This window comes from Amycolatopsis sp. MtRt-6 (genome assembly GCF_017308975.1).
Classification (GTDB): Bacteria; Actinomycetota; Actinomycetes; order Mycobacteriales; family Pseudonocardiaceae; genus Amycolatopsis.
This window is the reverse complement of record NZ_JADWPD010000010.1, coordinates 131,242-152,814: the sequence shown is the minus strand read 5'-3', so window position 1 is coordinate 152,814 and position 21,573 is coordinate 131,242. Positions and strand designations below refer to the sequence as shown.

Annotated in this window: 19 protein-coding genes and 1 other RNA gene; 5 read left to right on the top strand and 15 right to left on the bottom strand. The window is 72.3% G+C overall.

Going from position 1 to position 21,573, the window contains the following annotated elements:
- Positions 1 to 171: 171 nt before the first annotated feature.
- The 4 genes from I4Q55_RS19125 to I4Q55_RS19110 form a co-directional block, all read right to left on the bottom strand.
- Positions 172 to 675: a uridine kinase gene (locus tag I4Q55_RS19125; protein WP_242546314.1), complete on the bottom strand. Its 504-nt coding sequence runs from the start codon at positions 673 to 675 to the stop codon at positions 172 to 174.
- A gap of 37 nt (positions 676 to 712) precedes the next feature.
- Positions 713 to 1,147, bottom strand: a complete 435-nt coding sequence (locus I4Q55_RS19120) for a DUF2304 domain-containing protein (protein ID WP_206789436.1) — start codon at positions 1,145 to 1,147, stop codon at positions 713 to 715.
- 13 nt (positions 1,148 to 1,160) lie between these two features.
- Positions 1,161 to 1,862, bottom strand: coding sequence for a glycosyltransferase family 2 protein (locus tag I4Q55_RS19115; protein WP_206789593.1), 702 nt, complete (start codon positions 1,860 to 1,862; stop codon positions 1,161 to 1,163).
- A gap of 160 nt (positions 1,863 to 2,022) precedes the next feature.
- Positions 2,023 to 3,978, bottom strand: a complete 1,956-nt coding sequence (locus I4Q55_RS19110; protein ID WP_206789435.1) for a DUF6541 family protein — start codon at positions 3,976 to 3,978, stop codon at positions 2,023 to 2,025.
- Between the two features lie 178 nt (positions 3,979 to 4,156).
- On the opposite strand from I4Q55_RS19110, the gene I4Q55_RS19105 reads away from it, so the two are divergent.
- Positions 4,157 to 6,217 carry a DUF6541 family protein gene (locus tag I4Q55_RS19105; protein WP_206789434.1) on the top strand — a complete coding sequence of 687 codons (2,061 nt, stop codon included), beginning with the start codon at positions 4,157 to 4,159 and terminating at the stop codon, positions 6,215 to 6,217.
- A gap of 251 nt (positions 6,218 to 6,468) precedes the next feature.
- Here the strand turns inward: I4Q55_RS19105 and I4Q55_RS19100 are convergent, their stop codons facing one another.
- Complete coding sequence (locus tag I4Q55_RS19100) at positions 6,469 to 7,758, bottom strand: lipopolysaccharide biosynthesis protein (protein ID WP_206789433.1); 1,290 nt, start codon at positions 7,756 to 7,758, stop codon at positions 6,469 to 6,471.
- Positions 7,755 to 8,774, bottom strand: a complete 1,020-nt coding sequence (locus I4Q55_RS19095; RefSeq protein ID WP_206789432.1) for a glycosyltransferase family 2 protein — start codon at positions 8,772 to 8,774, stop codon at positions 7,755 to 7,757. Before I4Q55_RS19095 ends, I4Q55_RS19100 begins: the two co-directional genes overlap by 4 nt.
- A gap of 84 nt (positions 8,775 to 8,858) precedes the next feature.
- On the opposite strand from I4Q55_RS19095, the gene I4Q55_RS19090 reads away from it, so the two are divergent.
- Together I4Q55_RS19090 and I4Q55_RS19085 are read left to right on the top strand one after the other, a co-directional pair.
- Positions 8,859 to 9,956 carry a UDP-N-acetylglucosamine 2-epimerase gene (locus I4Q55_RS19090; protein ID WP_206789431.1) on the top strand — a complete coding sequence of 366 codons (1,098 nt, stop codon included), beginning with the start codon at positions 8,859 to 8,861 and terminating at the stop codon, positions 9,954 to 9,956.
- Between the two features lie 57 nt (positions 9,957 to 10,013).
- A complete protein-coding gene (locus I4Q55_RS19085) occupies positions 10,014 to 10,571 on the top strand; it encodes a glucosaminidase domain-containing protein (protein WP_206789430.1) in 558 nt (185 codons plus the stop codon).
- Here the strand turns inward: I4Q55_RS19085 and recR are convergent.
- Together recR and I4Q55_RS19075 are read right to left on the bottom strand one after the other, a co-directional pair.
- Positions 10,568 to 11,164: a recombination mediator RecR gene (gene recR / locus I4Q55_RS19080; protein ID WP_206789428.1), complete on the bottom strand. Its 597-nt coding sequence runs from the start codon at positions 11,162 to 11,164 to the stop codon at positions 10,568 to 10,570. The genes I4Q55_RS19085 and recR overlap by 4 nt on opposite strands.
- A gap of 5 nt (positions 11,165 to 11,169) precedes the next feature.
- Positions 11,170 to 11,529: a YbaB/EbfC family nucleoid-associated protein gene (locus I4Q55_RS19075; protein WP_013230627.1), complete on the bottom strand. Its 360-nt coding sequence runs from the start codon at positions 11,527 to 11,529 to the stop codon at positions 11,170 to 11,172.
- Positions 11,530 to 11,625: 96 nt separating this feature from the next.
- Between I4Q55_RS19075 and I4Q55_RS19070 the strand changes: the two genes are divergently transcribed.
- On the top strand, positions 11,626 to 12,456 hold the full coding sequence (locus I4Q55_RS19070; protein ID WP_307793250.1) for an N-acetylmuramoyl-L-alanine amidase: 831 nt from the start codon (positions 11,626 to 11,628) through the stop codon (positions 12,454 to 12,456).
- A 67-nt stretch (positions 12,457 to 12,523) separates the two neighbouring features.
- Here the strand turns inward: I4Q55_RS19070 and I4Q55_RS19065 are convergent, their stop codons facing one another.
- Together I4Q55_RS19065 and I4Q55_RS19060 are read right to left on the bottom strand one after the other, a co-directional pair.
- The gene (locus I4Q55_RS19065; RefSeq protein ID WP_206789424.1) at positions 12,524 to 14,773 is read right to left on the bottom strand and encodes a DNA polymerase III subunit gamma and tau; all 2,250 of its coding nucleotides are present in this window, start codon (positions 14,771 to 14,773) and stop codon (positions 12,524 to 12,526) included.
- A gap of 43 nt (positions 14,774 to 14,816) precedes the next feature.
- Positions 14,817 to 16,379, bottom strand: a complete 1,563-nt coding sequence (locus tag I4Q55_RS19060) for an ALF repeat-containing protein (RefSeq protein ID WP_206789421.1) — start codon at positions 16,377 to 16,379, stop codon at positions 14,817 to 14,819.
- A 106-nt stretch (positions 16,380 to 16,485) separates the two neighbouring features.
- Here I4Q55_RS19060 and I4Q55_RS19055 point away from each other — a divergent pair, with 106 nt between their 5' ends.
- The gene (locus tag I4Q55_RS19055) at positions 16,486 to 17,310 is read left to right on the top strand and encodes a spermidine synthase (RefSeq protein ID WP_206789592.1); all 825 of its coding nucleotides are present in this window, start codon (positions 16,486 to 16,488) and stop codon (positions 17,308 to 17,310) included.
- 6 nt (positions 17,311 to 17,316) lie between these two features.
- Here I4Q55_RS19055 and ffs read toward each other — a convergent pair.
- From ffs to I4Q55_RS19030, 5 genes are all read right to left on the bottom strand, one after another.
- An RNA gene (ffs, locus tag I4Q55_RS19050) (signal recognition particle sRNA small type) lies at positions 17,317 to 17,411 on the bottom strand.
- Between the two features lie 21 nt (positions 17,412 to 17,432).
- Positions 17,433 to 18,032 (bottom strand): ATP/GTP-binding protein, encoded by a 600-nt coding sequence (locus tag I4Q55_RS19045; protein ID WP_206789419.1) that lies wholly within the window; start codon positions 18,030 to 18,032, stop codon positions 17,433 to 17,435.
- Complete coding sequence (locus I4Q55_RS19040) at positions 18,010 to 18,357, bottom strand: DUF742 domain-containing protein (RefSeq protein ID WP_091319104.1); 348 nt, start codon at positions 18,355 to 18,357, stop codon at positions 18,010 to 18,012. Before I4Q55_RS19040 ends, I4Q55_RS19045 begins: the two co-directional genes overlap by 23 nt.
- Before the next feature lie 11 nt (positions 18,358 to 18,368).
- The gene (locus tag I4Q55_RS19035) at positions 18,369 to 18,803 is read right to left on the bottom strand and encodes a roadblock/LC7 domain-containing protein (protein ID WP_206789417.1); all 435 of its coding nucleotides are present in this window, start codon (positions 18,801 to 18,803) and stop codon (positions 18,369 to 18,371) included.
- A complete protein-coding gene (locus tag I4Q55_RS19030) occupies positions 18,800 to 21,562 on the bottom strand; it encodes a nitrate- and nitrite sensing domain-containing protein (protein ID WP_206789415.1) in 2,763 nt (920 codons plus the stop codon). Before I4Q55_RS19030 ends, I4Q55_RS19035 begins: the two co-directional genes overlap by 4 nt.
- Between the last annotated feature and the right edge of the window lie 11 nt (positions 21,563 to 21,573).

Here is a 21,573-nt window from a genome sequence, read left to right as displayed (position 1 = left end):
AATGTGTCCGTAAATCGCGACAGAATGTGACCATTTGCAGCCCGTAGCTGCACTCGGTACCTGATCCATGACTCAGATGGCGGTACCTACAGTGGCTCACTCGTGCATCCGGCTCCGTTTCGCTGGATCGATCCGGAGCGATCCGATCACGGTACGTGATCGACCGGTCCCCTACGAAAGTCTGGTGCCGGCGGCTTCGGCGGTGCCGTCGACGGTGAACCAGCCGCGCTCGAACCGTTGCCACCGCGCCAGTTCGGCCCGTGCGGCCGCGCCGTCCCGCTCGACCGTCCGGGCCAGCCGGCCGGCCTCCGAGCCGCCCTCGAGCCAGCAGAGGTGCGAAAGCAGGGGTCTTACCGAAGTGCGGCCGCTGGAAACGCCTTCCAGCACGAGGACGTCCGGGACCGCCACCCGGACGAGCTCACCCGGCCGGGGCACCCCAGTGGTCCAGTCCATGCGGCGGTAGGTACCCGGCAGGCCGCCGGCCAGTGGCCGCAGGACGCCGTCGACGAGCTGGGGCCACCACGCCACCGGGTCGTCCCACGTCGCGAAGGCGTCGGTGCTCACCAGGGCCGTGCGGCACCCGCGGGCGGTCAGGTCGGCGACGACCCGGGCGGCCAGCGTGGACTTCCCCGCGCCGGACGGGCCGTCGATGGCCAGCACGCGCACCCGGCCCAGCCGGGCGGGCGCGGCGAGCAGGGCCTCGATCAGGGCGTCACTTGCTGACGCGCTCGACCTCCGGGAGCCCTTTGACGTCGTCGGGCGCCGCCGTCTTCGCCTCCAGCTCGGCAATCCGGACCGCCAGCTCGCGCCGGGTGTCCTCGAGCTCGCAGCGCAGCAGCGCGATCTCCTCGACCGACGTGCGCACCTCCTCCTCGAGGTGCCCGGTCTCGGTGGACAGGTGCAGCGACACCAGCGCCAGCACGACGCCGGCGAGGAGGAATACGAAGTTCGACGGGGTTTCCACCCCGGTCAGCCGGGCCAGGAACTGCGCCGCCGCCGGGATCGCCGCCAGCACCACGACGCCGATGGCGACGATCAGCCACACGCCCGCGTACTTTTCCCGCAGCTTGCGGCGCCGCATCATCTCGAGGACGACGAACAGCACCAAGCACGCGATGACGATGCTGAGGATGCGCCAACCCTGCATCTTCCCAAGCTCCTTACGCCGAGTCCGAGGAGTCGACCGCGGGACGGCGGCGGACCAGAGCGAGCAGCAGCGCGAGCCCGGCCCGGCCCAGGTAGACCGCCGACTTGACGGGCGAGTGGCTGGGCGTGCCGCCCGCGCGCTCGCGCATGATGACCGGGATCTCCTTGATGACCAGCTTGGCCCGGATGGCCATGACCAGCGATTCCACCGTGTCGCCGAGGTACTCGGCCGGGTAGTAGCCGGCGAACAGCCGGATCGCGCGCGGCCCCATCGCCTTGAAGCCCGACGTGACGTCGGTCAGCCGGGTCTTCGCCAGCCGCGAGAACACGATCGACAGCGCGACCATGGCGTACTTGCGCGGCCCGCTGGCCTTGTAGGCGCCCTTGCCGGCGAACCGGGAGCCGATCACGATGTCGGCGTCGTCCAGGCCGCGCAGCAGCGCGTCGAGCTCGTCCGGGTCGTGCTGGCCGTCCGCGTCCACCTGCACGACGACGTCGTACCCGCGGGCGGCGGCGTAGCGGAAGCCGGTGCGCATCGCGCCACCGACCCCGAGGTTCACGGCGAGCCGGGCCACCTCGGCGCCCGCGGCACGGGCCAGCTTGGCGGTGTCGTCGACCGAGCCGTCGTCGACGACGAGCAGGTCGCCGTCCGGAAGGGCCCGCTTCACCTGCTCGATGACCGACGCGACGCTCGCCGACTCGTTGAGGGCGGGCATCACGATGAGCACGCGGCGGCTGGTCACCGAGGTCGTTGACACGCGATCACATTACCAATCCGGCCGAAAGTAGGCGGACGCGGTCCGCAGCCAACCCGCCCGCCGCACGTGTTCCGCCGTGGCTGCCGGTCGGATTGGTAACAGTCAACACAGCAGCCCTTCACTGCCCGTTACCGGCCGCGGACCCGGGTGCGGCGCCCGCCGCGACGACGTCCTGCTGGCCCGCGATCTCGTAGACGGACGCACCGGCGTTGCGGTAGACCAGCTTGAACCCGGGTGCGGTGTCCAGGTTCAGCAGGCCGGGGTCGTTGCGCTGGTCGGGGACGGCGTTCCCCTGGCCGACGAAGGCGTACCGGACCTTCAGCTCGCGCAGGATCGCCCGGGCCCGCGGGTCGGTTTCCAGCCGGTTCGCGAACGCGCTGACGTAGCCGACGTCGCTGGTGCGCGGGGCGCCGTAGTAGTTCCACTGGGTCGGCTTCACGCCCTGCAGCGCGTACATCCAGACCGAGCCGTCGAGGCGGTCGTTCAGCACGCGCTCCCCGGGCACGGTGTGCCGCGCCAGCCAGGCGAACGCCGTCTCCTCGTCCGCGCTCACCGCGGGGAAGCCGCGGTAGGCGATGTTCACGTGGACGGAGTTTAGGTACACGTACCCGCGGCTGAACCCGCCGATCACCGCCGCCAGCAGCACCACGCCGGCCAGGACGGGCGCGGCCGGGTGCAGCTTCGGCAGCCGGGGCCGGACCTTCGCCGCGAACCACGCGGTCGCCGTGTGGACGAACTCGCCGAAGCCCACCGCGCCGATCATCGGCAGCAGGGCCGCGAGCCGGTAGTTGTCGTTGTAGAACGGCCCGCTGAGCAGGTGGACCAGGCCGTTCTCCATGGACACCGTCGCCGCGTACAGGCCGCCGAGGACGACGTACGCGGCGATCAGCCAGACCACCCGCCGGTGCCGGGCCAGCAGGAACACGCCGACGATGGCGGGCAGGCCGAGCCACCACTGCGGGAAGCTCGCCATCGGCGAGAACGTGACCGCCTGCCCGACCGCGCCGGTCATGGTCGCCGCGTTCGGCCAGACCGCGGCCGTGACGCCGCCGGCGTTGTAGAGCGAGGGCAGCACCTGGGGCAGGCCGAGCCCGGCGGCGAGCACCGCGGCCGCCACCAGCGACGGCCAGGCCCGCCGCCAGTCGATCGGCTCGAACTTGAAGAGCACGGCGGCCAGGATCAGGACGCAGTAGACGACGAGCACGAACACGACGCTCGTGTGCAGCGCCGCGAGCCCCGCGACACCGACCCCCACGGCCAGCGGGCCGGTGGCCCCGCCGGGCTCGAGCAGCAGGCGGACCACCGCGAGCATGGCCGGGACCAGGGCGACACCGGCGGCGTACGGCCAGACCGGGCCGTGCCAGAAGAGGTCGTAGGGGAACGAGGTGAAGCAGGCGGACGCGGCCGCGGCCGCGGCGGCCGTCACCGGCGGCAGGCGCCACGCGCGGCACATCGCGGCCACGCCGAGCGGCACCGCGAAGGTGACGGCGATGGACGCGAAGTTCAGCAGCGGCATCACGGTCAGCCCGCCCTTGCCGAAGAGCAGGGCGAGCAGCGCGTGGTAGGTGTCCGGGTAGAAGTAGTGGGTCTCGTCCGGCAGGTTCGCGATGGTGCCGATGGTCGACGGGCGCGCGTCGCCGGTCTCGGCGATCCAGCGGACGAGGTTCGCGTGGAACGCGGCGTCCCAATCCTGGTTGACCGTGCCGGGCGTCGGGATGCCGCGCAGGACCGTGAGCGCGCCGACGCCCATACCGGCGGCGACGCCGAGCGCCGTGAAGGCGTGCGCGCGCCACGACCACCGGGGACGCTCGCGTTCGGACTCCGGGCGCCGGGTGAACCGCGCCACGGCCCAGGTGACCGCGAAGCCGATGGCCGACACCACGAGCGTCCACAGTGTCACCGAGAGCGCCGTCCACCGGATGCCCGTGCCGCCGAGCAGCGGGATGCCGAGGGCCACGATCCCGAACGTGAGCACCGGCGCCGCCGCGCCGAGCGTCCAGCCGCGCAGCCCGATCGCCGCTCCGAAAACCGCACCCGGAAGCCAGAATGCGGCCAGAACGAGCAGAAAACCCATTCTCCCACCCTATTTCCGCCGTAACCCGACCCGGAACGGCCGCGTACCGCGGTGAACGCCGTTCGCGAGGCCGCGGCCACGCTACCGCGCACGTCAGCTGGCTGGTCACCCGCGTCCTGGGCGGACCGCGGTCACCCATAGACTCCGGGCGTTGGCGGCTTTGTTGATCGGAGAATGCATGTTGTCCGAAGCTGTCCGGCTGGCTGTGGGCGTCCTCGTGGTTCTGCTCCCGGGATTCTCGATCCTCCTGGTCACCGGCGTACGCGAACGGCTCTGGCTCGCGGGGCTTTCGGCCCCATTGACCACCGGGTTCGTTCTGCTGCTGTCCCTCTTCACGGGGGTCACCGGCATTCGCTTCGGCCTGCTGACCGCGGTCATCGCGCTGGTCGTCGTCCTGCTGGTGCTCGGCGGGGTGCGGTGGCTGGTCCGCCGGCGTCGCCCGGCCGCGGAGCCGGTCGTGGCAGACGACGACCCGCGGCTGCGCACGCTGACCGGCCGCGCCGGGCTGGTGGCCCAGGTGCTGGGCGCGCTCATCGCCGTCGCCGGGGTCGGCCTCGGCGTCCGCATGTGGCACAAGGGGCTCGGGTCGTGGCAGACGCCGACCCAGGAGCACGACACCGTCACGCACGCCGTGCTGACCGCCTTCACGCACTTCACCGGCAAGGCCGCCCCGTGGCAGGTGCTGCCGATCGACGTCATCCACGACACGAACGTCCAGTTCTACCCGCCCGGCTTCACCGGCATCTGCGCGCTGATCACCGACATCTTCGGCGACACGATGCTGTCGCTGAACCTGGCGACGGTCGCGTTCACGGTGGTCGTGCTGCCGCTGTCGGTGGCCGCCCTCACCGCGGCGGTGCTCCGCCACGGCCGGCTCGGCCGCGGCTGGGTCGAGCTCGCCGCCGGCGTCGCGGCGCTGGTCTCCGTGCAGCTGTACCGGCCCGGCATCGCCTTCGCCCACGACGGCGGCGTCCTGCCGAACGCGGCCGCGATGACGCTCATGCCCGGGCTCGTCGCCGTGATGCTGGTGATCGGCAAGCGCAACTGGGGCCGCGCGGTGCTGGTCGGCGTCGCCGCCGCCGGTGCGTTCAACCTGCACCCGAGCGCGCTGACCTCGGTCGCGCTGACGACGGTCGCGGCCATGATCGGCCTGCTGTTCACCAAGGCGGGCCGGCTCGCGTTCGTCCGCGCGCTGCTGCCGCTGGTGCTGGCGGGCGTGGTGGCTGTCGTCCTGGTCTTCCCGGACGTCCTGGCCCTGCTGCGACTCGGCAACGGCTCGGTGGTCGACGCGCCGGCGAACATCCGCGGCAGCCAGCTCGGCGCGTCGTTCGAGCTGGTCGCGCGCCTGCCGTACGGCGGCTACTTCGACCCGAGCGGCACGATGGGCCAGCTGGTGCTCGGCCTGCTGGGCCTGGCCGGCGTCGTCGCCGCGGTGCTGTCGCGGCGCGCGTGGCCGCTGCTGACGGCCTGGCTGTTCTGGGCGACGGTCATGGTGAGCTTCCACTACTCGCCCAACTCGGGCTTCGGGGCGATGATCGGCCGCTACTACTACCGCGTCGCGAACCGCCTCGACACCCACGTCTACCTGCTGATCCCGGTTTTGGCGGGCGTCCTGTTCGTGGCGCTCGGGCTGTTCGTGGTGGCGGTTCGGAAGCGCAACCCGATCCCGTCACGGTTCCGGCCGGCGGTGGCGTACGGGCTGATCGTGGTGCTGCTGGGCGCGCTGACGGTGACGTCGTTCCGCGGCTACATGAACACCGGCGCGCTGTCACTGAGCCAGCGCTACGCGGCCCCGCAGTTCGTCCGCTACGACGCCTCGGACGAAGCGGCGGCGAAGTGGCTGCACGAGCACGCGGCCCCGGGCGAGACGATCCTCAACAACGCGAACGACGGCTCGACGCTGTTGTACGTGGACTACGACCTGCCGATCCTCAACATCGTCCCGGACGGCCACAGTCCTATCCAGGACAACATCACGCTGCTGGCGATGTTCAACTACTACCCGGAGGACCCGGAGGTCCAGAGCATCCTGCGGGCGAAGAACGTCCGCTGGGTGTACGTGGACACGTCGGCTCCGACGGTCGGCACGGACGGCCACCACTGGACGGGCAAGCTGACGTACAGCCTGGCGCCGGGGCTGAGCAGGCTGGCGGGGTTGCCGGGGCTGACGAAGGAGTTCAGCTCGGGCACGGTGAGCGTGTACCGGCTGGACCTGCCGCAGACCCCGCCGCGGGGCTGACGTTCCGCCGTCTTTCCACAACGGGGCCGGGGTGTGGACAAGGCGGCTCGGGGCGGCTTCACGGCGGGGGTTTTGGTCGGGGCGGGCAGATAGGCTGAAGTGGGGATGGTCCCCCAGGGAGGGCGGGTCCTGGCCTGGGGCCGAGCAGCCACGCCCGGCCGAGCCCGTCAGCACGACCAGCACAAACGACTTTGCCGGAACCCTGCCCGGGGAGGGCGGGTCCGCGACCTCGGCCGGGTCCGGCGAGAACCTCAGGCAGCGTCCGGAGCGGACTCGACCGGCTCCGGCGCCCGCCGCAACACGAACCCCAGTACCACCGCCAGCCCCAGCGTGGGCGCCACCGCCAGCGCGACCACCGCGCGGAACACCGTGTCGCCCGGCAGGAACAGCAGCAGCAGCGATGCCGTGCCCGTCACCGCCGCCCAGGTCGCCAGCACGAGCTTCGCCTGGGTGCGGGCCACCAGCACCGCCGTGAGCAGCTGCATCGGCACCAGCAGCACCGACGACCACACCAGCCCCGCCACCGACCAGCCGTCGATGTCGTAGCCCGGGCCGCTCACGAACCGGACCGCCCACGGGCCCAGCCACAGCCCCACCAGCGCACCCAAAGCCGCCAAAACCAGCGAAGCGGCCGCGCCGAGAGCGAGGACGCGGCGCAGCCGGTGGCGGCCCTCCTCAGTCACCGACAGCCGGACCACGAACGGCACCGCCAGCGACTGCACCGGCCCGATCAGCGTCAGCGGCAGCCGCGCGATGACCAGCGCCGCGAACAGCGCTCCGACGCGGTCGCCGTCGCCGCCCGGGGCCAGCAGGCCGACCAGGGCCGGGTAGCCCGTGATCACCGCCGCCGTCAGGGCCGCGCCGACCAGCAGCATGCTCATCCGGCGGGATGTCACGCCCCAGCCGTCGCCCTCGACGTGGACGTCGAGCAGCTGCCCGGCCGGGCGCGCGAACAGCAGCCAGGCGAACGAGCCCGCGGCGACCGCGATCGCCAGCGAAACGACGTTGTAGGCCACCGAGACGAACAGGACACCCAGGATCAGCGCCCGGATGGCCGGTTCGGCGATCACGAGCAGTGAGAAGGCCTTCACCTTGTGCTGCCCGATGAGCAGCCCGCGCGTGCCGAACTGGCAGGCGAACGCGACGCCGCCGCACAGCACGATCAGCGCCAGCGACCACTCGCCGTGGAACAGCTTCTCGTTGACCGGCGGGATCAGCAGCGCGAGCGAAAACGCGGCCGCGACGAGCACGCCGACCGCGACCGCCCGCAGCGCCGGGCGGCCCGCCTTGCCGCCGGCGAGCGCGGCGACCGCCGACTGGCGCGAAAGTTCCTGCTCGAGCGGCGACAGCGTGCTGCCGAGGCCCATCACCAGGCCCCAGAACGTGACGAAGACGGTGTACTCCTGCGGCGGCAGCAGCCGCTGGCAGGCGACCGTGAGCAGGTAGCCGAGGCCGATGGACACGATCAGCGAGCCGCCGAGGCTGCCCGCGGTCGTGCGTCCGCCGCGCGCGGCGGCCGGCGTGTCCACTTCGGTGCTCATCGGCGGCGGAGCCGCGCCCGCACGGCCATCGCCAGTCCACGCAGGACACCGGCGCCGAAGCCGCCGGCGAACACCGGCAGCAGCTTCGTCACCGCGCGGGCCTCGGGGCCGGTCGCGCCGCACTTCTTGACGACCTCGCCCGCCGCGACCGCGCCGAGGACACCCGCGGCCAGCGTCGTCTTCGGCTTCTTCGCGGCGAAGACCAGGCCGACTACCCCGGCGGCGAGCGCGCCGAACAGCGCGTTGCGGGCCGGGCCGGGCGAAGCGATGTAGGAGTCCACGTAGGTCGTGCCGCGGAAGTAGGCCTGCTGCGTGAACTTCTTGAACGAGTCACGCCCGTTGTAAGTGGCCGACAGCTCCGGGGCCAGCCAGATCCGCTCGCGCTCGGCGATCCAGCGCAGCATGCGGGTGTCGTCGCTGGCGAAGCGGATGTCGTCGAACAGCGACGCGAACGCCGTCACCGAGCCCTCGAGGAGGCCGCGGCGGGCGCAGAAGAACGTGGTGCCCTTCGGGTAGACGTCGAACTCGTCGATGCCGTACGACATCAGCCGCGGGTTCGCGCAGTACTTGCGCCAGGGCACCTTGACCAGGCCGGCCATGAAGCCGGCGTACGGGTTGTGCTCGGAGGCGACGTTGATGTGGCCGTTCCAGACCGCGCGCTCGGGGTGCTCGGCGAGCTGGTCACGTAGGAACGTGAGGGTGTGCTCGTCGACGATGACGCGGCTGTCGAGCAGCGCGACCCACTCGCCGGACGACTTGGCGATGCCGGCCCGCCGCGCCTCGAACCGGCCGGAATTGGCCTGGCTCAGGACGGTGATGCCGTGGCGTTCACGCAGGTCGTCGAGGCGCGAGGGCGTGGCGTCGGTGCTGCCGTCGTCGACCACGACGACCTCGATCGGCCAGCTCGCGGCCGACGCCGAAGCGAGCAGCGCGCCGACACTGCGTTCGATCCAGTCCTGCTCGTTGTAGACCGGGATCACGACGCTGAGCGAGGGGAGGAGCGGGTTCGCACTCACCGTGCCGAGGCTACCCGGCGGCCCGCGCGCGGGGTCGGCCAGTATCCTTACGCCACCGCACCCGACCAGAAATGGGCCTTCACGGTGATTTCCTTCATTCTCGGCACCACCGCGGAACTGATCAAGATCGCGCCGGTCTACCACGGGATCCGCGAGCGCGGGATGCGGCCGAAGATCTGGTTCACCGCCCAGCACGTCGACGAGGTCGCGGACGTCCTCGCGGACCTGAACATGCCGGCGCCGGACGTCTGGCTGGTGCCGGAGGACAAGGCGCACAACCTCGAGTCGCCGGCGCAGGTGCCCGGCTGGGCCGCGCAGGTGCTGCGGACGGCGTGGAGCCGCCGCCACGAGCTGCGCGCCGCGCTGACCGAGGACGGCCGTCCCCCGCTGGTGCTGGTGCACGGCGACACGTTCACCACGCCGTACGGCTCGCTGATCGGCAAGCGGATCCTCAAGTCCCGGGTGGGGCACGTCGAGGCGGGCGCGCGGTCGGGCAGCATCCTCTCGCCGCTGCCGGAGGAGCTGAACCGCAAGATCGCGGCGAAGATCGTCGACATCCACTTCGCGCCGAGCATCCGCGAGGTCAACAACCTGCGCCACGCCCGCGGTGTGGTCGTCGACACCGAGGCCAACACGGCGATCGACGCCATGCGCCTCGCCATCAACGGGCCGCTGGACGTGCCGAACCTGCCGGAGAAGTTCGGCCTGGCCACGCTGCACCGCTTCGAGCTGGTCTCCCGCCCGGACAAGTACCGCGAGGCGCTGGAGATCCTGCGCGAGCAGAGCCGCAAGATGCCGATCCTGTACATGGCCGGCGCGCCGGAGCGCGAGAAGATCCGCTCGCTGGGCATCGGGAACATCTTCGACGACCAGTTCATCGTCCAGCCGAAGATGCGCTACCTGAAGTTCCTGCCGCTGGTGGCCCGCGCCGAGTACGTCGTCACCGATTCGGGTGGTCTTTCGGCGGAGTGCTACTACCTCGGCCTGCCGTGCGCGGTGCACCGCGAGCGCACGGAGACGCCGCAGCACCTCGGCGAGACGGTCGTGCTGACCGAGATGCGCGGCGACAAGCTGCAGAACTTCCTCGACACGTACCAGAACCGCCGCGGCGAGTCCTGGATGGACAAGTACCACCCGTCCGAGATCGTCGTCGACACGCTGGCGCAGCTCGGCTACTGCTGAGTCATCCGTCCGGGTGACCGCCGGTTTTTCCGGCGGTGAGCCGGGCAAAGTGTCGCCATGATCCACATCGGACTGGCGGCCGCGCTGGTGGCGGTCCCGCCCATCGACCAGGGCGCTGTTCGCGACGCCGCGCTGACCGCGGGCTTCCAGGAGGCGTACGTCGGCGCGGCGGGCCCGATCGCCCGCGCGATCCACGCGGCGTACGACATCCCGGCCTCGGTGACGGTGGCGCAGTCGATCCTGGAGTCGAACTGGGGCCGCAGCAAGCTGTCGGTGAACGAGCTGAACCACTTCGGCTTCAAGTGCGTGCGGCCGACGAGCCCGGGACCGATTGCCCTGCGCTGCGCCCGCTATCCCTCGACGGAGTGCATTCCGGCGCCGTGCCACGCGGTGGACGCGTATTTCCGGGTGTACGCGTCGATCGACGACTCGTTCCGCGACTACGGCCGGCTGCTGACGACGTCGTCGAATTACGCGGCGGCGCTGCCGGTGCGCGACGACCCGGACGCGTTCATCCGGGTGGTGGCGCGGAAGTACGCCACCGACCCGGAGTACGCGAACAAGGTGATCAAGCTGATGGACCGGTACGACCTGCGCCGCTTCGACGTCCCTTAGAGCACCCGGCGGCCCGACAGCGCGCGGCCCAGGGTCAGCTCGTCCGCGAACTCCAGGTCACCACCCATCGGCAGGCCCGACGCCAGCCGCGTCACGCTCAGGCCCGGGAAGTCGCGCAGCATGCGGACCAGGTACGTCGCCGTTGCCTCACCCTCCGTGTTGGGGTCGGTGGCGATGATGATCTCCTTGATGTCCGCCTCGCCGATGCGCTTGAGGAGCTCGCGCATCCGCAGCTGCTCCGGGCCGATGCCCGACAGCGGGTCGAGCGCGCCGCCCAGGACGTGGTAGCGGCCCTTGAACTCGCGCGTGCGCTCGACCGCCAAGACGTCCTTCGGCTCCTCGACCACGCAGATGACCGTGAGGTCGCGGCGCTCGTCGCGGCAGATGCGGCACGTCGGCTGCTCGGAGACGTTGCCGCAGATCTCGCAGAACTGCACGCCCTCCTTGACCTTGCCGAGGACGTCCTGCAGCCGCGCGATGTCGGCCGGGTCGGTGGCCAGCAGGTGGAACGCGATCCGCTGGGCGCTCTTCGGCCCGACCCCGGGCAGGCGCCCGAGCTCGTCGATCAGGTCCTGGACGACACCTTCGTACAAGTTCGTCAGCCGCCGAAGCCGAGGCTGCCGAGGTCCGGCATGCCGCCACCGCCGCCGAGGCCGCCGGCCAGCGGGCCGAGCTTCTGCTCGGTGAGCTTCTGCGCGCTCGCCGAGGCGTCGCGCACGGCCGCGACGATCAGGTCGGACAGCGTCTCGACGTCGTCCGGGTCGACCACCTTCGGGTCGATCTGCAGGCTCTTCAGCTGGCTGTCACCGGAGACGGTCGCGGTGACCAGTCCGCCGCCGGCCGTGCCGGTGACCTCGGTGTTGGCCAGCTCTTCCTGGGCTTCGACGAGCTTCTGCTGCATCTGCTGTGCCTGCTGCATCAGCTGGGAAAGGTCGAAGCCGCCGCCGGGTTGGGCCATGATCGCACTCGGTCCTCTCTGCACGCCTGTGTCCCCACCAGGGTAGTCGCGCCACGCGAAGTGCCGGGCTGTGGCACCGTGGTCGCCGTGCGACGCGTGACTGTCCCCCTCCTGCTGGCCGGCGCCCTGCTGCTCACCGGCTGCTCCGACGCCGCTCCGGCGGCGCCCGCGCCTGCCCCGGTGGTCACGCCGGCGGTCACGTCTTCGCCGTCGCCGTCGGTTGCGCCGCCGCCGACGACGACGCCGCCTCCGACGACGTCGCCGCTGCCTTCGGCGGCCGGGAAGGTCGTCGTGCTGGATCCGGGGCACAACGGCGGGAACGGCGCCCACCCGGCGGAGATCAACCGCCAGGTGCCGGCCGGGCGCGGGAAGACCAAGCCGTGCAACACGACCGGCACCGCGACCAACGACGGCTACCCCGAGCACGCGTTCACGTTCGACGTCGCCCAGCGGGTCGGGAAGGCGTTGGCGGACAAGGGAATCCGCGTGGTCTACACGCGACAGGACGACACGGGCGTCGGCCCCTGCGTCGACCGCCGGGCGGCGATCGGCAACGAGGCGAACGCCGACGCGGTCGTGTCCATCCACGCCGACGGTTCGGAAGCGGCCGGGGCGAGCGGCTTCCACGTCGCGTACTCGGCACCGCCGCTGAACGCCGCGCAGGGAGCGCCGTCGACGCGGCTGGCCCAGACACTGCGCGACACGATGCGCACGAGCGGCTTCGGCACGGCGAACTACATCGGCGCGAACGGGCTGTCCCCCCGCGCGGATCTGGCCGGCCTCAACCTCTCGACGCGCCCGGCGGCCCTGGTGGAGTGCGGCAACATGCGCAACGCCACGGAAGCGGCCCGCATGACGAGCGCGGCGGGACGCGGGCAGTACGCCTCGGCCATCGCCGCGGCGATCGAGGCCTACCTGGCCTCCTGACCCCGCGGAGGGCTCGGCCCACGTACCGGGAGGGTCGGCCCGTCAGCCGACCGTGTGGGTACGGGGTTCAGTCGAGGGGGCGGGCGCCGAGGTGCTCGGAGAGGAGCTTGCGGGCCACCTCGTCCGGGTCCTGGTCCGGCGGCGGTGGGGGTGGCGGCGGGGCCGGGCTGGCGTCCTCGTTGTAGAGGTCCTCGTCGTCCTCGTCGGTGGGTTCGGGGGGCAGCGGGATGTCCGGCTCGGTCGTCGTGACCTTGGGCCGCGACGGTGCCGGCGGCGTCGCGGGGCGGGCCGCCGCCGGTTCGGCGGCGGGGGCCGCGGCTGCCGCGGACTGGCGGGTGAACGACCGCTCCGGCGCCGGTGCCGACGGCTGCGGACGGGCCACCGGCGCCGCCGGGGCGTTGCCGTGGACGCAGCGGACCTGCCAGTCGCCGCCCAGGACGTCGGTCAGGGCGCCGGCGATCTTGCGGGCGTTGTCCTGGTCGGAGAGGCGGCGGGCCAGCGGCTCGGACTTGTGGGTCAGCGTGACGGCGTTGCCCTCGACGGTCGCCACCGTCGCCTGCGTCAGCATCGCCTCGAGGCTGCGGCCGCCGGTGAACTTGCGCAACGCGGTCATCAGCTGCGGCCAGACGTTCCGGATCCCGGCGGCGTCCATGCCGCCCGACGCCGAGGGCTCGGACGCGCCGCCTGCGTCGGAAGCCGGGGAAGCAGCCGCCGGGGCGGGCGTGCCACCGCCCGGCGTGCGCACCGCACCCCAGCCGCCGTCGCCGGACTGGGCCGGGGCGGAGGCCGAAGTGCCGCCCGCCGGAGCCGGGGACGCCGTGGCCGTGGCCGTGGAAGCAGCCGCTGCCGTGCCACCGCCCGGCGTGCGCGCGGCTCCCCAGCCACCATCGCCGGACTGGGCCGCAGCCGCCGGAGCAGCGGAAGCAGCGGACCCGCCATCGCCCGGCCGAGCCGGAGCGGTGGCCCCGCCATCACCCGGGCGGGCCGCGGCAGGTGCCGGGTCCGCGGCTGCGGGCCGCCCGGGCGGCTTGACCGGCTCGGGCACCGGCGCCGGGCCCGCCGGCGCCGTGCGCTGCGAAGGCCGCGAAAACTCGCGTTCCGGCGCCGCCCGCACCGGCGGCTCCACACCACCCTCGGCGGGCGCGCCTCCCCCGCCGGCCACGGTCGCCCGGCGCTCCAAGCGCTCGATCCGCGCCAGCAGCGCCTTCTCCGCATCCGTCACCGACGGCAGCAGCATCCGCGCACACAGCAGCTCGAGCACGAGCCGCGGCGACGTCGCCCCCCGCATCTCCAGAAGTCCATTGTGGACGATGTCGGCGTAGCGCGAGAGGGTGGCGAGGCCGATCCGCTCGGCCTGCGCGACCATCCGCGAAAGCTCCTCCTCCGGCGCGGACACCAGCCCGCCCGCGGACTCCGGCACCGCGCGCAGCAGCACCAGGTCGCGCAGCCGGTCGAGCAGGTCGGTCGCGAACCGGCGCGGGTCGTGGCCCGCTTCCGTCAGCTTCTCGACCGTGCCGAACACCGTTGCCGCGTCCTCGGTCGAAAGCGCGTCGACCATGTCGTCGATCAGCGCGACATCGGTGACGCCCAGCAGCGCGACCGCCCGCGCGTACGAAACGCCCTCCGGCCCGGCACCGGCCAGCAGCTGGTCGAGCACCGACTGCGTGTCACGCGCCGAGCCGCCGCCCGCGCGGATGACCAGCGGGTACACCGCCGGCTCGACCTCGACGCCCTCGGCCGCGATGTTGCGCTCCAGCAGGCTGCGCATCGAGCTCGGCGGGATCAGCCGGAACGGGTAGTGGTGCGTGCGCGAGCGGATGGTGGTGAGCACCTTGTCCGGCTCGGTGGTGGCGAAGATGAAGATGACGTGCTCTGGCGGCTCTTCCACGATCTTCAGCAGAGCGTTGAAGCCCTGCGTGGTGACCATGTGCGCCTCGTCGATGATGAACACGCGGTAGCGCGACTCGGCCGGCGCGTAGAACGCCTTGTCACGCAGCTCGCGGGCGTCGTCGACACCACCGTGGCTCGCCGCGTCCAGCTCCGTGACGTCGACGCTGCCCGGGCCTTCGGGCGCGAGCGCCCGGCACGAGTTGCACTCGCCGCACGGGTCCGGCGTCGGGCCCTTGGCGCAGTTCAGCGAGCGCGCCATGATGCGCGCGCTGGACGTCTTGCCGCAGCCGCGGGGGCCGGAGAAGAGGTAGGCGTGGTTGATCCGCCCGGCGGACAGCGCCGTGCGGAGGGGATCGGTCACATGCTCCTGACCGACGACCTCGGCGAAGGTCGCCGGACGGTACTTGCGGTACAGCGCGAGAGCCACGCCGCGAGACTACCGGGGACCACCGACAACCTTCGCCGTGCGGTCAGGAGACCAGGGCCGTCGCTTCGGCGACCAGAGCGTTCACCTTGGTGACGTGCGCCGCGGTGAACGCGTCGCGCGCCCGCGCCTTCGGCAGCTCGACGTCCAGGTAGCGCTGCAGGCCCGAGTCCGGGCCGTCGAGGACGCCCTGCGCGATGGCGTTCACCTCCGAGCCCTCCTGCAGTGTCTGGACCACCTTGATCCGCAGTCCGGTCTGGCGCGCGGCGTACTGGCCGGTGGCCAGGAACGCGCGGACGTCGGCGACGGTGCCGTCGAGCGCCTTCTGGGCTGCCCGCTTCGTCACCGGATCGCCTGCCGCCATGATCTGGGCGACCTCGACGCGGTCGTCGGTGTCCCGGCCCGGGTAGTCGCCGGTGCGCAGCAGCGCGGCGACCCCGGCGTACGGGCCGGCCAGCACGTCACGAGCCGCCTGGCGCAGGCCCGGGCGGGCCTTCGGGTCCGCCGCGATCGCCGAGACGGCGGCGCGGTCGTCGGCCTCCTGCGCGACGGCGAGACCGCTGCGCACGAACGTGACGACGTCGTCGTCCGAGCCGCTCAGCGCAGCGCGGGCGGCGTTCTTGACCGCGGCGCCGCCGTGGCGCAGCAGGTAGACGGACGCCTTGCGGCCGTTCGGCACGGTCAGCGCCGGGTCGGCCGCGTCGGCGAGCAGCTTGTCGTTGTCGGTCTTGGCCTGTGCGGCGCGCGCCGCCGCCTCACGGGCCTGCTGCTGCGCGGCCGCCTCGGCACCGGCGGCGGCCTGGCCGTTCCGCTGGTTCTCGGCCTGCTGGGCGGCGAGCCGGTCGGTGTTGGCCGTCCGCGCGTCCGCGGCGATCCGGCGGGCCGTTCCCGCGGCGATCTTCACTTCCAGGGTCCGGTTGGCGGCCTTGGCCCGCTTGGCCTCGTCGAGCCGCTGCCGGACCGCGGTGGTTTCGGTGTCGTAGTCCGCGGCGACCTGCCGCCACAGCGCCAGGAAGTACCGGACGTCCTCCGGCGTGCCGTCGAGCGCCGCCTGCGCGGCGGCCTTGACCTCCGGCCCGCCGTCGGCCATGGCCTGGTTGACCGTGAGGCGGTCGTCGACGTCCTTGGCCTGCTGCAGGCCGGTCTCCAGGAAGGCCCGCACGTCGGCGGGGGTGCCGTCGAGCGCCTGCTGGGCCCGGGCGTTGACGGTCGGGCCGCCGGTGGCCATCGCCTGGCTGACGGCGATCCGGTCGTCCGCGTTCCGGGCGCGCGGCAGGCCGTTCGCCAGGTACGCGCGGACGTCGTCCGGGGTGCCGTCGAGCGCCTGCTGGGCGGTGCGCTTGGTGACCGGGCCGCCGGTGGTGAGAGCCTGGCTGACGAGGACCCGCTCGTCGTCGTTCTGCGCCTGCTGCCGTCCGGTGGTCAGGAAGGCCTGCAGGTCGGCGGGCGAGCCGAGCAGCGCCGCTTCGGCGGCCCGCGCCACGCCGGAACCGCCGGTCTCCAGGAAGGAAACGGCCTGCGCCCGGCCGGGCAGCACATCCGCGGCCGCCGGCGTCGCGAACGCCCCGGCGGCGAATGCCGCGGCAACGATTACTGCGTTTGCACGCAAGGTGAAACCCCCTCGATCGATGATCGTCCGGTGGCATATCGCCAGGGCGGTCGGAATGTTTCCGATAACCTCGTTGCCTGTGAGCCGTACGCGGAAGCCCGAGCCGATGCCCGGCCGCTACCCCGTGCGGTTCGGCACGGCGGAGCTGCTCCGCGACGCCGACCGCGGCAACGCCTGGCTGCTGTCGGTGGACGGCGTCGCGCAGTCGTACGTCGACCTCGACGACCCCGCCTACCTGGAGTTCGACTACGTCCGCCGGTTCGGCGACGTGGTCGACCGGCTGCCGCCGGGTCCGCTGGACGCGCTCCACATCGGCGGGGCGGCGTGCACGCTGCCGCGGTACGTCGCGGCGTCGCGGCCGGGGTCCCGGCAGCTGGTGTTCGACGCCGACGGCGAGCTGGTCGAGCTGGTCCGCGCCCAGCTGGGGCTGCGGGTGCCGGGCGTGCGCGTCCGGGTGACGGACGGCCGCGAGGGCCTCGCGACGCGCCGGGAGGATTCGGCGGACCTGGTGGTGGTCGACGCGTTCGAGCGGGCCACGCTGGCCGGCGGCCTGGCGACCCTGGAGGCGACGACGGCGATCGCGGGCATCCTGCGCGCCCCGGGCGTCTACCTGGCGAACATCACGGACGGCTCGGGCCTGCCGTTCGCCCGCCGTTTCCTGGCGACGCTGCTCGAGGTCTTCCCCGAGGTGATGCTGCTGGCGGATCCGGGGGTACTGCGCGGCCGCCGCTTCGGCAACCTGGTCCTGGCGGCCTCGGCGGCCGAGCTCCCCACGGCGGAGATAGCACAGAGAACGGCCTCGGCAGCATTCCCGGCCCGCTGCGTACACGGCCCGGAGCTGCGAAAACTGGCGGGCAAGGCACCCCCGATAACGGACGCGGACGCCCCACCACCCCCAAACCCCCCAGACGACATCCTGGGCCTGTTCTAGGGCAAAAGAAGGGGACCCCGCGCACCCGCCAGAGCCTGCTTATCCTTGCTGCCTTCCGGCCCTGGGGAGGTTCACAGGGTGGACGCCGCGCGGGGTCCGCCGCCTAGTGTAGCGGGCCCCGATCAAGCCCCCGCGCCCGCCTGGGCTCGGGCTCGTTTGAACGTGTTGTGCAGGACCGCCAGCAGCGCGTCCCGCACCGACAGTTTCTGCCGGGCGTCGAACGTGATCAGCGGGACGTCGTCGCTCACCGCCAGCGCCCACCTCACGTCCTCCAGGTTGTGGCCGAGGGAGCCGTCGAACATGTTGACCGCGACCACGAACGGGAGGCCCGCGTTCTCGAAGTAGTCGACCGCCGGGTAGCAGTCGTCCATGCGGCGGGTGTCCACGATGACCAGCGCGCCCAGTGCGCCGTGGACCAGGTCCTGCCACATGAAGCCGAAGCGGTCCTGGCCGGGCGTGCCGAACAGGTACAGCTTGACCTCTTCGTCGATCGTGATGCAGCCGAAGTCCAGTGCCACCGTTGTCGTGGTCTTGGCCGGGACGTGGCCCGTGCTGTCCACGGCCGCCGCCACCGAGGTGATCGCCGCCTCCGTGGTGAGGGGCTTGATCTCGGAGATCGACGACACCGCCGTCGTCTTGCCGACGCCGAAGCCGCCCGCGATGACGATCTTGACCGGGGCCGGCGGCCGGGCGCCCGGTTCAGTGAATGGCTTCGAGTCCACGAATGACCCTTTCGATCATGCCGAGGTCGTGCGAGTTGTGGTTGCCCGGCCGCCGGACGACGACGTAGCCCAGCTCGGCGAGGTCGGCCACCAGGACCCTGGCCACCCCGATGTGCAGGCCGAGCATGGCGGCCACCTCGGCGACCGACATCGTGTTCCGGCAGAGGGAAACGATTTCCTGACGTTCGAACGTGAGCTTCGGGTGCGACGCCGCGCCGAGGCGGGACGTCATGACCTGCGCCTCGATCTCGAGGCTCTGGTCGACCGGCTGGGCCCGTCCCGAGGTCATCAGGTACGGCCGCAGCAGCGAAGGTTCCTCGGTCATCGCATCCCCCACTAGCTGCCGACGGTGTTCTTAAGCTCCTCGATGAGCCCGGGCGTCAAGACCTCGGTGGCGCGGTTGGCGAACATCGCCATCTCGTACGCGATCGTGCCCAGGCTGGCCTGCTTGTTGGCCAGCACACCCAGCGAGCAGCCGATGCTGATCGTGCAGACGAGCAGGTAGCCGTGCTCGAGCTCGATGATCACCTTGTCCGGCGCGCCGAGCGGGTGGCTCTCGGAGACGCCGTGGGCGAGACCGAGCATGGCGGAGGAGATCGCGGCGAGGCGGTCGGCGTTGGAGCGCTCGAGCTCCGTCGACATCGCGATCAGCAGGCCGTCGGCCGAGACCGCGATGGCCGCTATCGCGCCCGCGGTGTGCTGCGCGAAGCGGCTCACCAGCCAGTTGAAGTTCTGGGCTTCGACACTGACGCCAGGTGCGGGGATGCTCATTTCCTGCTCTCTTCTCCTCGTTCCATCACACGACCGGCGACCACGCCTTGGGGCGGGCTGTCTGCCGTCACGTCCTCCGCCTTGGCCAGGCCGGCGGAGAACGCGTCGAACGCCGCTCGTTCGGCCGCCGGGTCCCGCTTGGTGCGGTTGACGACGGCGCGGGCGAGCGGCCGCCCCGCGGTCTGCTTGCGCAGGCCAGGGGCGAGCTGGGCACCGGGGACACGGCGCATCAGGCCGTCGCGCGACTGCGCGGCGGCCGTGAACGGGGCCGTGGCCACCGGCCTGGCGTCCACGGGGACGCGGACCGGAGGAGGTGACACGGGTGCGGTCACGACGGTGGGCGGCGCGGGCGGTGGGTCCGCCGTCAGCGCGGTGACTTCGGCGGCCTTCGCGAAGGCGCTGGCGAAGCCGTCCATCGCGGCCTTGGTCGCTTCCGGGTCGTGCCGCGGCTTGGTGTCGGCCGCCGGCGTGGACGCGCCCGGGTTGGGCAGCTGGGCGCCGCGGACCCGGCGGCGCAGGCCGCCACGCGACTCCGGAGCCGGCACTTCCGGCGCCGACGCCGTCGCGGCCACTACCTCCGGCTCGGGCTTGGCGTCGGGTTCGGCGTCCGGCCACACCGGTTCCAGTTCGCGGAACCAGCGGAAGCCGTTGCCGTTGCCGTTGCCGAGCAGCGCCGGGATCGCCGGCGCCGGCAGTTCGGCGGGCCGGTCGCGTTCGGGGTCCGGCGGCCGGAAGGAGTCCACAGTGGACGAAGGAGCGGGTGCGGCGTGCCGCGCGGGCGGCGCGACCGGCGGCACGGCCTGCGCCGGGATCACGGGCGCCGCCTCGGGCTTGGGCCGCAGCCCGCTGCGGTGGGTGAACAGCGCCGCCGGGATGGTCAGCCGCGCGGTGACGCCGCCGGTGGTCGGCGTCGCGAGCAGCTCGACGCCCAGCTCGTGGCGCCGCGCCAGGCGGCCGACCACGAACAGGCCGAGCACACTGGTCGGCGCGAGCTCCAGGCGTTCGCGTTCGACGAGCCGCAGGTTCTCCTCGGCCAGCTTCTCCGCGGTCATGCCGATGCCGTGGTCGACGATGCTGACCAGGCAGGAGCCGTCGGCGAGGAGCATCGTGTCCACCTCGACCATCGAGCCCGGCGGCGAGAACGACGTCGCGTTCTCGAGCAGCTCGGCGAACACGAGCACCAGGTCGGCACCGAGGGCCGACGACAACAGGATTTCGGCGACGACACCGAGCTTGACGCGCTGGTAGTCCTCGATCTCCGCGAGCGCCGAACGCAGCGCCGTCGACAGCTCGATCGGGCCGGCGATCCGGGTTTCGTCGCGGGTGCCGGACACCACGAGCAGGTTGTCGGCGTTCCGGCGCAGGCGGGTGGAGAGGTGGTCGAGCCGGTACAGGCTGGCCAGCAGCCGGGTGTCCTGCTCGTTGCGCTCGACCTCGTCGATCAGGGCCAGCTGGCGGCCGACGAGGTTCTGCGTACGCTTCGCGACGTTCGCGAACATCAGGCTGGTGTTGCGCCGGGTGAGCGCCTGGCGTTCGACCAGCTCGGCCGCCGTGGTCTGGACCCGGTTGAACGCGGCGGCCAGCTTGCCCAGCTCGTCTTCGGAGACGACGTCGATGGTGGCCAGCCGCGGGATCTGCTCCTCGGCTTCCTCGGTGTCGGTCACGCGGACGAGCTCGGTGCCGGCGAGGTCGGCGACCGACGTCGCCGCGGTGGTCAGCTGGCGCAGCGGGCCGGCGATCGAACGGGACACCGCGACGGCGAGGAAGGCGACCAGCAGGAACAGCGCGCCGGCGCCGATGCCGACCGTCCAGGCCAGCTGCGTCGCGCTGTCGGCACGCGTGGTCGCGGAGTCGGCGATCTCGTTGATCGCCTTCTCCTGCACGAGCTTCCGCTGGCCCGCGTGGCTGTCCGCCGCGGCGAACACGTCCGCGACGTACTGCGTGGTGGCCGCCGCGTCACGGGGCTTGTCGACCTCGGCGGCGAGTTCGTCGACGCGCCGCCCGGCGTCGCTCTGCTCGATCCGGACGACCTGGGCGGACCGCTGGGCGTCGTCGCCGTCGTCGCCCTGCTTGACGAACCGGTCGATGAAGATCGGCGCCTGCTGGGTCGCGTCGTCCAGGATGGGCCGGCCGGCGTCCGGCGAGATCGCGGTCACGATGAGGGCCATCGCGCGCAGCGAGTTCTCCTCGTTCGCCCGCAGCAGCGCGTCCAGCGCCGTCAGTTCGCGCGCGCCCTCGGCGTCACTCGTGAGCTGCGGGACCAGCCGCAGGGAGTCGATCACCGCGTCGATCACGGCGTTGTAGGTACGGGCGACGCTGTCGAGCGCGACGCCGCGGCGGGCGGCGTTCTGCCGGAGCTCACCCAGCGAGCCGATCCGGGTCAGTGCCGCGGAAAGCTCGTCGGGGGCGTCGTCGCCCAGCGAACCGCGGACGTCGGCGACCGTCTGGTCGACCACCTTCTGCTGCTCGACCATCTGATCGGGGCTCGCCGACGGCGTCGCCACGAACGAGGCCGTCACCAGCCGCTCGCGCTGCAGCTGCCACATCAGCCCGCCGAGCTGCTGGGCGTGCCGCGCCACGGCGGCCGACTGCGCCGCCGCACCGGCGCTGTTCGCCTGCGTCAGCACGAACGGCACCGACACCAGCACCACCGCGACCAGCGGGGGCAGGAGCAGCAGGTTCAGCTTGCCCCGAATGCCCAGCCGGGCGAGGAAACCGCCGCCGCGGGCCCGTTTCGCGGTCGGCCTGCCGTGTCTCATCCCGCGACCTT

What these genes read in the sequence shown, in the direction of transcription:
- I4Q55_RS19075 (WP_013230627.1), bottom strand. Translation starts at nt 11,529, where the DNA reads ATGGCCCAACCCGGCGGCGGCTTCGACCTTTCCCAGCTGATGCAGCAG.
- I4Q55_RS19055 (WP_206789592.1), top strand. Translation starts at nt 16,486, where the DNA reads ATGCCCGGCCGCTACCCCGTGCGGTTCGGCACGGCGGAGCTGCTCCGC.
- I4Q55_RS19110 (WP_206789435.1), bottom strand. Translation starts at nt 3,978, where the DNA reads ATGGGTTTTCTGCTCGTTCTGGCCGCATTCTGGCTTCCGGGTGCGGTT.
- I4Q55_RS19100 (WP_206789433.1), bottom strand. Translation starts at nt 7,758, where the DNA reads ATGAGCACCGAAGTGGACACGCCGGCCGCCGCGCGCGGCGGACGCACG.
- I4Q55_RS19040 (WP_091319104.1), bottom strand. Translation starts at nt 18,357, where the DNA reads ATGACCGAGGAACCTTCGCTGCTGCGGCCGTACCTGATGACCTCGGGA.
- I4Q55_RS19120 (WP_206789436.1), bottom strand. Translation starts at nt 1,147, where the DNA reads ATGCAGGGTTGGCGCATCCTCAGCATCGTCATCGCGTGCTTGGTGCTG.
- I4Q55_RS19115 (WP_206789593.1), bottom strand. Translation starts at nt 1,862, where the DNA reads ATGCCCGCCCTCAACGAGTCGGCGAGCGTCGCGTCGGTCATCGAGCAG.
- I4Q55_RS19030 (WP_206789415.1), bottom strand. Translation starts at nt 21,562, where the DNA reads ATGAGACACGGCAGGCCGACCGCGAAACGGGCCCGCGGCGGCGGTTTC.
- I4Q55_RS19085 (WP_206789430.1), top strand. Translation starts at nt 10,014, where the DNA reads ATGATCCACATCGGACTGGCGGCCGCGCTGGTGGCGGTCCCGCCCATC.
- I4Q55_RS19105 (WP_206789434.1), top strand. Translation starts at nt 4,157, where the DNA reads ATGTTGTCCGAAGCTGTCCGGCTGGCTGTGGGCGTCCTCGTGGTTCTG.
- I4Q55_RS19035 (WP_206789417.1), bottom strand. Translation starts at nt 18,803, where the DNA reads ATGAGCATCCCCGCACCTGGCGTCAGTGTCGAAGCCCAGAACTTCAAC.